Source organism: Calothrix sp. FACHB-168 (assembly GCF_963889195.1).
Lineage (GTDB): Bacteria > Cyanobacteriota > Cyanobacteriia > Cyanobacteriales > Nostocaceae > Aulosira > Aulosira anomala_A.
Genome location: NZ_CAWPNJ010000017.1, coordinates 92,754 through 105,356 on the forward strand (window position 1 = coordinate 92,754; position 12,603 = coordinate 105,356).

General features: G+C 38.3%; 7 protein-coding genes. 2 read left to right on the forward strand and 5 right to left on the reverse strand.

The window, feature by feature from the left end; translation table 11 throughout:
• Nucleotides 1–185 precede the first annotated feature (185 nt).
• Together AACW45_RS09835 and AACW45_RS09840 are read left to right on the forward strand one after the other, a co-directional pair.
• Nucleotides 186–1,601, forward strand: coding sequence for a GumC family protein (locus AACW45_RS09835; RefSeq protein ID WP_190632810.1), 1,416 nt, complete (start codon nt 186–188; stop codon nt 1,599–1,601).
• 7 nt (nt 1,602–1,608) lie between these two features.
• The gene (locus AACW45_RS09840; protein WP_190632811.1) at nt 1,609–2,892 is read left to right on the forward strand and encodes an O-antigen ligase family protein; all 1,284 of its coding nucleotides are present in this window, start codon (nt 1,609–1,611) and stop codon (nt 2,890–2,892) included.
• A gap of 170 nt (nt 2,893–3,062) precedes the next feature.
• Here the strand turns inward: AACW45_RS09840 and AACW45_RS09845 are convergent, their stop codons facing one another.
• The 5 genes from AACW45_RS09845 to AACW45_RS09865 all read right to left on the reverse strand — a co-directional run bounded on the left by AACW45_RS09845 (nt 3,063) and on the right by AACW45_RS09865 (nt 11,910).
• The gene (locus tag AACW45_RS09845; protein WP_190632812.1) at nt 3,063–3,464 is read right to left on the reverse strand and encodes a phosphomannose isomerase type II C-terminal cupin domain; all 402 of its coding nucleotides are present in this window, start codon (nt 3,462–3,464) and stop codon (nt 3,063–3,065) included.
• Between the two features lie 90 nt (nt 3,465–3,554).
• A complete protein-coding gene (locus AACW45_RS09850; protein ID WP_190632854.1) occupies nt 3,555–4,904 on the reverse strand; it encodes a PQQ-dependent sugar dehydrogenase in 1,350 nt (449 codons plus the stop codon).
• 193 nt (nt 4,905–5,097) lie between these two features.
• Entirely contained in the window at nt 5,098–7,404 is a 2,307-nt protein-coding gene (locus AACW45_RS09855) for an NACHT domain-containing protein (RefSeq protein WP_190632813.1), read from the reverse strand.
• Between the two features lie 244 nt (nt 7,405–7,648).
• A complete protein-coding gene (locus AACW45_RS09860; RefSeq protein ID WP_190632814.1) occupies nt 7,649–8,842 on the reverse strand; it encodes a two-component system response regulator in 1,194 nt (397 codons plus the stop codon).
• Nucleotides 8,843–8,847: 5 nt separating this feature from the next.
• Entirely contained in the window at nt 8,848–11,910 is a 3,063-nt protein-coding gene (locus AACW45_RS09865) for a PAS domain S-box protein (protein ID WP_190632815.1), read from the reverse strand.
• Nucleotides 11,911–12,603: the final 693 nt, after the last annotated feature.

A 12,603-nucleotide genomic window follows, 5' to 3' on the forward strand; every position in this document is an offset into this window, starting at 1 on the left:
AAAATTTATGAAAAATATGTAAAAAATGCGATTTTATCCTAATTGTGAACACAAACAACAAAACCGTTGTATTTATTATTCGTTTTCAGGAAAAGAGCGAAAAATAAAAATGCTTCTACCAGTCATACAAATAACAAAAATTTTATGCTTATTATTCGATTCGATCAAGAGAGCGAAAGTTAAAAATGAGTACGCAGAAGACAGTTTATTCTTCTCATTGGATCTTGAGAATAAATCTATGGCGACAATTTCGTTACATAGGTTTAGGTTTAATTTTTAATTCTTTAATCTGGGGTTTGGCGATAACTTCTTTAAAAAAAGCAAAGCCAGTGTATACCAGCGATTGGGCTTTGATTGTACCAGGTTCGGGAGCAGGAGTGAATTTTAACATACCTGATATTGGTCAAGCTTCATCTTCTAGTGTCTCTGCATTTGGTAGTTCTTCATCAGATCCTAGAGCTAACTACAACTACATCATCACTAGTGAACCTCTTTTAAATGCAGCTGCTGCTTCTCTAAAACTACCTCCTGATAAATTTGGTAAACCACATATCAAATTAATCGATAACACAACAGTGATTCAACTTGAAGTTACTGGTTCTAGTGCAAAAGAAGCTCAACAAAAATCCTGGGCTATTTATAACGCTTTAAACAATAGACTTAATAAGCTAAGAACTGAAGTAGCTGCTAGCCGTGATGAAGGAACTAAATCGGCCTTATTAGCTTCTCAAACTAAGCTAAAAGAAGCTCAAAACCGTCTCTCTCAATATAAGGCGCGTTCTGCTTTAACTTCAGTTGAACAAATTAAAGACCTTTTAACTAATATAGAACAACTGCGTAAACAACGCTCTGAAACATTAGCGCAACAAAAATCAATTTCTAATCGTCTTCAACAGTTATCTACGAACTTGCGTTTATCACCCCAGCAAGCGGCTGATGCTTTAGCTCTACAATCAGATCAAGTTTTTCAACAATATTTAAAAGACTATAGTGAAAGCAGTGGAGCTTTAGAAATTTTGCTGTCTAAATGGGGGATGAATCATCCCCAAGTTATTAGCGAGCAGGCTAAGTGGATGGGTATTCAAGATGCTATAATTACCCGCGCTCGTTATATCTTAAAAAGAAATATAGATAAAGAAAGCATAGAACAATTATATTTAACAACTGGTTCTGGTAGAGTCTCTTTATTTGAGAGTTTAGTAGGATTAAACGCAGAAATGGAGGGAGTAGCTGCTGAAGCTCAGGCTTTAGACGAGCAAATTAAATTGTTAGAAAAAAGACAAAATATCTTGTCGCAAAAAGAAGTGACTTTAGATAGTCTTGAGAGAAATGTCAAAATTGCTGAGGCTGTTTTTAGTTCTACTTTAGCTAAGGTAGATTTGAGCAAAACTGATATTTTTGTTGACTATCCATTATTGCAAATGTTAGTAGAACCGACCTTACCTGATAAGCCTAGTTCACCGCGACCTCCTTTTGTCTATGCAGGAGCATTATTCGGTTCTATATGTACTACATCTGCACTGGTTATATTATGGTGGCGGAAAAAATTAAAAGAGAGAGTTTCCCAAATGATATCTAAAACTAAACCAGAACCCGAGTAATTTAATTATGGCTAAAAACGAAGAAATAACTCCTCGTAATTTTGAGGAACGTGTGGTTTGGTACACGATAACTTGGACATATGGCTTGTATGTAGTTGGTGGACTTTATATTGCTGCACCAGTTGTTGCTTGGATATTAGTATTTTATTTGTGCAAAAAACTTATCCTCCAAAATTCTCAAACTCCTGTGGAAGAGCGAATCACAATTCCCTTTGGAGTTTGGGTTTGGATAATCAGCATGATAGTAATGTTAGTGGCATTATTTATGGGTCACTTTGATTATAATTTGAGTAATGGAGAGATAATTAAATCAGCCATAGGTTGGGCTAAGGGTTGGGCATTGTTAGCAATATTTCCCCTCATTGGCTGCTTAAATATTCGTCCTGAGTTGGTATATCGTGCTGGTTGTGTTGTTTGTTATCAAACGTTGCTATACTTTCCGATATTTTATATAGCCTATATTGCACGTTTACCTGCAACCTTGTATGTTTCTCCCTTGAAAGCTGTGGGAGGCCCCGGGCCAGACTTTTTTGCGATGAATCTTTATGAAGTTGATCCGGAAGCGGGTTCAGCTCGATGGCGACTATTTACGCCTTGGGCCCCAGCTGTAGGATTTGTAGCGAATATCTACTTTATTTTTGCTTTTCAAGAAAAGTCTAAAAAATGGCGTCGGTTGGGAATAATTGGTAGCCTACTCATGTGTCAGGTTTCTGCTTCCCGATTGGCTCTAGTTAATTTGATAGTGGTGTCATCTTTAACCTGGGTGTTATCTAGGATGACTCGACCTAGAGTTTTAATGATATTAGGTTTTGCTTCGCCTGTAATCGGTCTAGTTGCGCCATCAATTATCAAAGCAATTCAAAACTTCAACGATGCTTTTAAAGCGGCTCGTGCTGGTTCATCTAGGGTACGTGCGGCTTTAGGGCGAATTGCTTATGACCGATGGGAGAGTGAAGCGCCAATTTGGGGACATGGAGTTGTGGAAAAAGGGCCCCATGTGGCAGAACACATGCCAATTGGTTCTCATCACTCTTGGTTTGGGCTACTATTTGTCAAAGGAATTGTCGGCTTTTTCGCTTTGGCTGTGCCAATGTTTTGGACTTTTCTTGAATGTTTAATTAAATGCCAAACAAGCAGTGTAGCTAAGTCAGGATTAAGTATAATTTTTACATTATTTCTGTATACATTTGGTGAGAATTTAGAAATATTAGCTTATCTTTTTTGGCCAGCTTTAGTCATTTTAGGAATTGCATTTAAAGAAAAGGTAGGTAATCCTTTTAATCAGATATGATAGGGCGTTGCAATTAAAGATAACTAGCGATTGGTCATTAGTCAGAGACGCGATGAATCGCGTCTGTACAAGGGTCATTTGTCATTAGTCATTAGTCATTTGTCATTGGTAAGGGTTGCAAGGGTGTAGCCTTGCAGATATAGTTTGATTGATTTCTACCTATTTACTAATTAAATTTCGTTGACAGGTTTAACTAAATTTAAATCGTAAGGGCGTTCAATATCGTCTTCACCTAAATACTCACCATTTTGAATTTCTAAAATTACTAAAGGAATGGAACCGGGATTTTCTACTTTATGGAGTGTTGCGGCGGGAACATAGGTAGATTCGTTGCGATTCAAGAATATTTCTTGTTGTCCACAAGTTATTTTAGCTACACCAGAGACTACTACCCAATGTTCATTACGGTGATAATGAATTTGTGGTTTAATACTATGTCTTGGCTTGATTTCTACCCGACTAATTCTATAGTTATCGCCTTCTTCCACAACTTCTACATTTCCCCAATATCTTGCACCAGAATGGGAAGATTGGCTGCTATTTGATTGATTATCGCGTTCTTGGTCTGTCATATCTAATTTTTATACCCGCTCGCTTTAACTAGATGTTTTTTCCTAATTTAGCTTACAAGCATGAGAAACATCAAAACCATTTCTCAATCCTTAATCTTTAATGCCTGTATATTGAATCCTGTAGATGCGATTATTGGCTTCTTCTGTGACTAATAAACTACCATCAGGTAATACCAGTAAACCGACAGGTCGCCCCCAAGTAGTTGGTACTGATGGATTGAGTAAGAAGCCTGTGAGGAAGTCTTCATAGTAATTTTGCGATCGCCCATTTTGATCGAAAGGCACAAATACTACTTTATAACCTGTACCGCGATCGCGGTTCCAAGAACCACGAAAAGCTACAAAAGCACCATTACGATATTTTGCAGGAAAGGTTTTACCATCGTAAAACTGCAAACCCAATGCGGCTGAGTGGGCTTGAAACAATACATCTGGTGTTTTGGTTTGGGCTACTAAATCGGGGCGTTTACTTTTGTTATTGGTTGTCTGGCGCGGATCGAGATTATTTGGTGCAAGATAAGCATAAGGCCAGCCGTAAAATTCTCCTTGTCGCAGGCTTGTCAAATAATCTGGTACTAAATCATCGCCAATCCCATCGCGTTCGTTAACCGTAGCGTACAGTTCTTTGGTTACCGGATGGAAATCTAATCCCACTGGGTTACGCAAGCCATAAGCAAAAGTCTGCTGTTGCGAACCATCCAAATTCATCTGCTGTACTGAAGCTCTGGGTAGGGATTCTTCATCTACATTCGATTGTGAACCTACAGAAACATAGAGTTTGTTACCATCCGGTGAAACTACTACGTTACGTGTCCAATGTTGGTTATAACCACCGCCAGGTAAATCAGCAATTTTTTTACCAGTACCGCTAAGTTGCTGTTGACTGGGATTATAGGGAAACCGTAGCACAGCGTCAGTATTCCCCAAAAAGAAGGAATTACCCGCAAAAGCCATACCAAAAGGAATATTTACGCCATTTTTCTCATCTGCAAAAGTCTGGCGGACATCAGCTACCCCATCACCGTTGTTGTCACGTAACAGCAGAATGCGATTTTGTCGAGTTTCGGTTACCAGCACATCACCATTAGGAGTTAAAGCCAGCCAACGAGGTGCATTTAAATTTTCAGCAAAGATATTCACTGTAAACCCCGGTGGTACGCGCAGCACTGGATTTTGGGGAATTGTTACAACCTCTGGGCTTTTGGAAGCGCTATCTGTAGCAAACGGCGCTGGTAAGTTCTTGAGGTTAATCCGGATTGGTGTGGGTAATAGTGGTTCAGTTGGGATGATATTTTTGGCTGCTGTGGAATTCTGTGCTACCGGAACCGGAGATGTAGATGGTTGCGGTGTGAACTCATCTAAGGAAGCGCGAGTCTGGTTACAAGCTGTCAGTGCAGTCCATAACAATAGCAGGGGAAAGAAACGCTGTGGGAATGTCATCATGAAACGCTTCCAAAAGTAGCAACACAATCACAACAAGCGATCGCTATTTTTGAGTTTAGCGAAAACACCCTAATTATCTATCCCTCTCAGGAAAGGCAATTCAGAATTCAAAATTCAAAATTCAAAATTCAAAATCAATATAATATTGTTATCCCATGCCCAATGCCCCATGCCCAATGCCCCAAAACTATTAATTCCCAGGCAACAGCAAACTATTCTTAATCGCTTCCCGCACCTTGGGTGTAATTTCCGCAGAACTATTGAGACAATCTAATAATAGTTGATTAGCGTACCAATACTGTTGTAACTGTTGCCAATCTTGTTGATTAAATTGCCAATCATGGCCAATTTTGCGCTCATCAATCATCAATTTTCGTAGGTTTTCAATCCACGCTTCTCCATGATTCTGCCACCAAATTTTTAGGGTTTCTCTACTTTGTTTTTGTGAGGGTAGCTGTTTTTTTAAATCTTGCAGCAATGTTTGTAAAGCTGGCTTTTCCTTCAACAAATGTTTTAAATCCAGGGCTAAACTTAAAGCAAACAACCGTTGAAAAAATATCTCTGCCGTCATGGTTAAGCTGACAGCTAAAGCGTGAGTTAAGGCTAAATCTAAGGCTAAATCAGTGCAGAGATTTCCGGCTAAACGCCCATCTAAAGATATCGCAAAAATTTGGTTACGAGCTAGAGGATGCTCTGGTGGTAAGGCTATGGTAAAATAAAATGCCCGGATACTGGCTGGATGATAAGATGCTTGAATATCAACAGATTTTTCTGTTACCCAATTCATAAAATCATTTAATTGACCCTTGACACTGGCTAAAGCCGCAATTTTTTGCTGCATGAGCTGCAATAAATCATCAGCAGGCTTTAACATCCCAACAGTGAGTAAAAATATTTCTCGCCAACGTTCTTCATGAATATGACTAACTAGTTCTTGCAGTGTTAAGCTATTGGCATTCGCAAAAATTTCTCTGGCTGTAAAATATTCTTGAAATGTTAAATGAGAAAAAGAATAAATTCCTCTAGCTCTTTCAATTAATAATCCATGTTGCGCTTCAATTGCTTTTAATACTGCTTCGCTTTCTAATTCCAAAGCATCTGTATCTTGTATGGCTTGGGGAAGCTGAGATAAATAGTCAGCAATCAGTTGGCGCATTTTATTTTCTGGTAGAAAATACTGCCCTTGGGTAAAGGTAACTGCTGCTACGTGACTCAGGAGTTTAATTTTTTGCAGGAGTGATAAATTGCGATAAAGGCGATCGCGTTTAATTCCTCTAGCTTCATCCCAACGGACTAAGAGTAAGTCTAACCCTTGTTTATATAGTTCAGCACGTTGCGAGGGAAAATCTTCGGCAAATTGAAATAACAAACAGGTGAGATTTAATAAAATTGGTGTAGCTGCCAATTCGAGAATGGGGGCATTTTCTGGCAGTTCCAATTTTTGCATAAACTTCTGTGCCAATTCCTGAGCTTTAGCTGGGGTTTTCTTGGCAATGACTAAAAACCATTTGTAGGCAAAGGTGATAATTTGTAATTTAGTAAAATCAGCTATTTCAACTTCTGTAAATCCTTGGAATCTATAATGTTGGGCAGCAATGCGGCAACTAATAATAATTTTATTTTGATGAAATATTTCCAAAAATTGGCGGATAATTTTGGTGATTCTTTCGCTATCCTTTTCGGCAACTTCATCTAAAGCATCTAACAAAATTAAAGCTTTACCGTGAGATAATATGGTAATTATTTGCTGTTCGCTAATATTAAAATGAACAAAGCTGTTATGAATATAATTTACTAAATTAGTTTGCGGTGTATCTTTAGTGTCTTCCGCCAAATTTTTTAAATTAATAAAAATTGGCAAGCAGTCCGCTTGAAATAATCCTTGATTACAGCTAATAGCCACTGACTGTAAAAAGGTCGTTTTTCCTGAGCCTGGTTTACCTAATATCATCAGCTTAGAATATTGGACAACTGCTTCTAGTCCGCTTACCCGTTGTTGTTGGACTTGACCTAAGCCGAAGCGCTCAAATTTATCAGATTGACAGTTTTGTAATTCATTAATATCTATCCAAGTTTTACTACTCATTTCCTCCAAAATATTCACATCTACATATAGTTCATTTAAGGCGATGGGACGAGCGATATCTAAAAGATGCAAGGTTCCGCACTGGGCTTGAATTTTCCCATAGTGCAGAGACCTTAGCCTGTCTACTAAATTATTAATATCTAAAGTCGCCTGAGTTGGTTTATCTGCTGGGACTGCTTCTTCTTCTGTAGACTGTTGCAATATTTCTGCTGGGTCTAATTCTAACGCCAAGCAAATTTCATTAAAAGCTTGGCGATCAATAGGTTTACCAGTGAAGAATTTCCAAATTGGTTGGCGGGTTTCCAAACCAACAGTTGCGGCTAAATATTCTTGTGTCCAGCCTTTACGTTTAAAGGCTTGTTTAGCTTTTCTAATACCTTCTACAGATGCTTGTAGCGATCGCTTTGCCATTAGTTTTATTAAAAAATAGATATTGTTTTAGTTTTTCGTATACAAAATATACAACTTATACAAATTGGACGTAATCTTATACTGAAAACATAACACAACTAGGAAGACGACTTATTTATAATAGTCTCAAGTCAGCCAATTCTACATACCCAACTAGCTTATGGCATTGCTAAACAATATTTTGCCTTGTAGAGCAATGCCGAAGCTTTTATTTTAAACAAACTGGTGTTATCTAGAAAAAATTTTAGAAGAAATTTTCTAACTCTGCTGCTGGTAATGGACGACTTAAGAGAAATCCTTGCATAGCATCACAGTTATTTTGGCGTAAGAAATCTAGTTCTGCTTCTGTGTCCACACCTTCAGCTATGACTCGCAAATTAAGATTATGAGCCATTTTCATGACAGCTATTGTCAGTGCGGCTTTTTCTTGATTGGAGTTGACATTATGAATGTAGTATCTGCCTATTTTTAAGGTATTAAGCGGTAATTCTTTGAGATTGGTTAAGGAAGAATAGCCGATACCAAAGTCATCTAGGGCAATTTTCACACCTAAAGCACTGATTTTTTGCAGAATTGCGATCGCTCTATTTAAATTCTGCATAACTATACTTTCACTAATTTCTATTTCTATCCGTTCTGGTGCGACTTTCTTTTGCAGGAGAATGGCAGAGATATCTTCAATAAACTGGGGACAGTAAAATAAACTGCTGGAAACATTGATATTAATAGTCAATGACAAGAAATCTAGATTGTACTGCCACATTTTAATTTGTTCGCAGATGCTAGTGAATACCCAGTTTTCTAGGGGGAGAATTAAACCTTTAGCTTCGGCGACTTCGATAAATTCTAAAGATGGGACTGAACCTAGTTCTGGACTTTGCCAGATCAGAACATTTTCGGCAGCAATAATTTTACCTGAGCCAATATCTACTATTGGTTGATAATATAATTCAAATTCTTGAAATTTATCTTGTTTAACTACTCGCTGTAAATAAACTTCTAACAATTGCATTTTGGGTGAGCTAGCCGTTGTTGCTGACTGAGTTGATAGCAAGTGCTTTTTCAAAGCCGCCTGTTTTTCTAGGCGATTCACAATCGCACTTAATAATTCAGCCCTGGTAAATGGCTTGGTTAGGTAGTCATCTGCTCCCATATCCATTCCTTGACGAAAATCGGCTTTAGCAGATTTAGCGGTGAGAAAGATAAAGGGAATTGTCGCCGTTGAAGGATCTTGACGTAATGTGGTTAACACGCCATAACCATCCAATTCGGGCATCATCATGTCACATAAAATTAAATCGGGAATTTCTGATAATGCTAAATTTAGCCCAATTTTGCCATTAGCAGCCGCAAGGGTATCAAAATCTTCGGCTTCTAGTAAATCTAAAATATTTTCTCTGACTAATTCTTCATCTTCAATTACTAAAATTTTCGTCATAATTTTTAACCTATGGTAATTTGATTATTTAAGGGGATAGTAACTTTAAATTTTGTGCCTACTCCTAATGTGCTGTCAACAGAAATTTTCCCATTATGGATATCAACACACTTTTTCACAATAGCCAGTCCTAATCCTGTACCCAGGATATTATCTACATTGCTGGCTCGATGAAATGATTCAAACAAATATGGTATATCTTCAGGAGGAATACCAATGCCTTGGTCTTGAATTTCAAATATTACTTGCCCTCCTTGAGAATTTAGCGTAAATTCGACGAGGCGATTAGATGGCGAATATTTGATAGCATTGTTCAGTAAATTACTGAGGATATATTTCAGTAATTTTTTATCCATCAAACATGATATAGTTTCTAACTGACTAGTAAAAGAGATCAGATGGGGATTGTTGTGTTCTATGCCCACTTCTTCTACAAGTTGATGGCAGTATTGCACTAAATCAAAGGCTGTGGGTTTTAGTTCTAAGATTCCAGCTTCAGCGTTACCAATAAACAAAACATCGTGCAACATATCGGTCATGCGCTTCACAGCAGTTTGAATCCGTTGCAAGTGTGTAATTTGTTTTTCTTCAGTCCATTTATGGCGATAATGTTCTAATAATTCCGCAGAAGACAGGATAGTGCTTAAAGGCGTGCGGAATTCATGGGAAGTCATGGAAATAAACCGCGATTTGAGGTCGTTGAGTTCTTTTTCTTTTTCTAAGGCTAGGATCAGTTCTTGCTCTAATTGCTTTTGTTCGGTAATATCTGCGCAATATCCAACAAATTCTACAAGCTCACCAGTTTTATCTCGGACTAATCTACCTGTATCATATATCCAACGATAGCTGCCGTCTTTATGTAGAAAACGGTATTTTAATTTATAGTAACCTCGCTCTACGGCAGATGAAAGTTGAGTTGACACCTGGGGTATATCGTCTGAGTGAATATGACTCATCCAAAAACTGCTATCTTCAAGAAATTCCCTGGCTTCATAACCCATAATTGTTTTGACGTTTTCGCTGAGAAAGGTAGTGCCAAAATCTCCTGATGTTTTGCAAGTATAGATGACGGCGGGGGTAGAAGAGAGTAGGTATTGCAGCCTTTGTTGACTGACAAGTAGTGCTATTTCTGCTTGCTGGCGTTTGGTAATATCTGTTTGAATGCCGATGTAGTGAGTTAGATTACCTGTAGCATCATAAACAGGAGAAATATTTAACTCATGCCAAGCTAGTTCTTTATCTCTGCGATAATTACGGAGAATCACGGTACAATCTTGACCGGCTTGCATTGCAGCATTCAATTCTTGTAAATCTTGCGGATGAATTTCATCATTTTGGAACAAACAAAAGCTTTGTCCTATGACATCGGCGGCGCTGTAGCCTGTCATTTGTTCGTAAGCCGAATTAACATAAATGATGGGGCCGTTAGGGATGCTGGCATCAGCAATGATAATACCATTACTACTGGCAGCGATCGCGCGATCGCGTAGTCTTAAACTTTCCTCTGCTAGCTTACGTTGGGTAATATCTGTATATATACAAACTGTACCCACTGTTTTGTTTGTAGCATCTTTAATCGCATCAGCACATAAATATACCTGCACCATCTGACCGCTACGGACTTGCATTGTGACTTCACCACGCCAAGATTCACCCTGTTGGAGACTATGCATTACCTGTTGATAGTCTGCTAGTTCGGTAAAAATTGCAGATAGGCCGCCAATGGTTTGTAGTTCCTCTAAACTGTATTCATAGAGTTTGATAAATGCGGGGTTAATATAAGAAGTTTCCCCAGCAATATTACCCATAGAAATAGCATCGCTGGCGCTTTCAATCGCTTTGCGAAAGCGTAATAAAGATTCTTCTTGTGATTGTCGCTCGGTAATATCTGTACAGATACCACATACAGCATAAGCTACACCACACTCATTTTTTAAAGGGAAATTAATTGTTAAATAATTATGTAATCTATCCGACTGGGGAACTACTTCTTCTACAGTGATGGCGATGTCATTAGTAATTACCCGATGGTGATTACCTGCAAATTGATCGGCAATTTCTGGACTCCAAATTTCGTAGATGCTTTTGCCCAATATTTCTGCTTGCTGAATATTAAACAGTTGTTCGTATTGGCGATTAATGAGTAAGTATTTATTGTCAGTATCGACAATATAAATCACTGTTGAGGAATTATCTAAAATTGCTTTTAGCAGCTGTTGACTGTTTTGCAATGATATTGCTGCTTGTTGTTTTTGGGTAACATCACGACTGATACCCCGATAGCCTTGGAATTCACCTGCTGAGTCAAAGAAGGGTATACCAGTAGTTTCTAGCTCTACTAGACTACCATTTTGATGAATTTGGGTATTTTCTAAACATTGGAATGCTTGGGGTGTCACAAAAATTTTGGCAAAATCTGCACTCAGATGCGATCGCCTTGGCAATAGCATAAACTCTAGAGGGCTTTTTCCTAAAACTTCCTCTGGTTCATAGCCTAAAATATCTCGTATTTTCGGACTAACATAGGTATAGAGTCCGTTTTTATCTACTTCCCAAATTAAATCGCTGCTGGTTTCTACTAAGTGGCGAAACCGTTCTTCACTATTTCTTAGTGCTTCTAGGTTAACTTGGCGATCGCTATTTGCTGGTTGCTGTTGGTTAAGATCGCTATCTAACAGTTGATAACTGCTTTCTTTTGTGATTGTACCAATGAGTCGCTCTTGTTCATCTACAACTAACAGCAAATTCAACGGTGATTGACGCAACTGAGTCAGCAATATTGCTAAATTCTCTAGTTGAGACTGCTTAACAGTCATTGTTACCGGATGCATCACTTGAGAAATTTTTGTGTCTTTGAGGTCAATTTCTGAAGCTAACAGCCTGACAATATCTTTTTCGGTTAAGCAGCCGAAGATTCTTGCAGATGAGGCAACTACAGCAATTTTACCTTGCTGCGACATCAAGGCGATCGCATCTAATAATGATGTTTCTGGTTCAACTGTTAAAGGCGAAAAATCAATTATTGACTCTAAGCATTTTATCCACAGCAGCTGCGGTATGGCTTGCATATGTTATTTCAAGCAAATCCTGGTTGTATGTTTTGTATTTTTTTAAGTCAACTCAATCTCATATTTTGGATATTTACAGGCTATGAAGATAAAAATCATCATTCTCAAGCAGTAAATCTGGCAAATTTGGGCAGGCAATAAAATTGTCATGAACCATCAATGATGTTTTTAGAATTTAGCATTTTTTTCCTCAGAAAGTGTCAATCTTTATAAACTTAAATAGGAACAGATCGTCAATCATCTCGTCTTTGCATCACTAATGAACGTCAAAGTAGCAGAACAAGCCAAGCAAAAGGTAGACTAGTGGCACAAGAGAGGTAAGCTAATCTGCTTTTAAGTTGCACAATCAATTGTGAGGGCTGTTGACTGTTGACTGTTGTACGGGCGGGTTCACAAATATCTTCGATTGTTAACGAGAATCTCGGTTAACCCGCCTCTACAGACTGTTGACAGCCCTGATTAGTAGTTATGCAATTTAGATGCACATTAGTTTATGACTAATTAACCGCACTCTAGTAGTCTGTCAAGGGAGCATCCCAGTTTTGACGCAATACCCTAGAAGGGTATTGCTATAGCAACAAAGCCTGCCTACCCTTCGGGAACGTCTTCGACGAACGCAGGCTATCAAACTTTTAGCCTGCTCAGGCAGGCTTCGTATTTCTAGCCCCACCCTTATAGGGTGAGGGCGTTTTT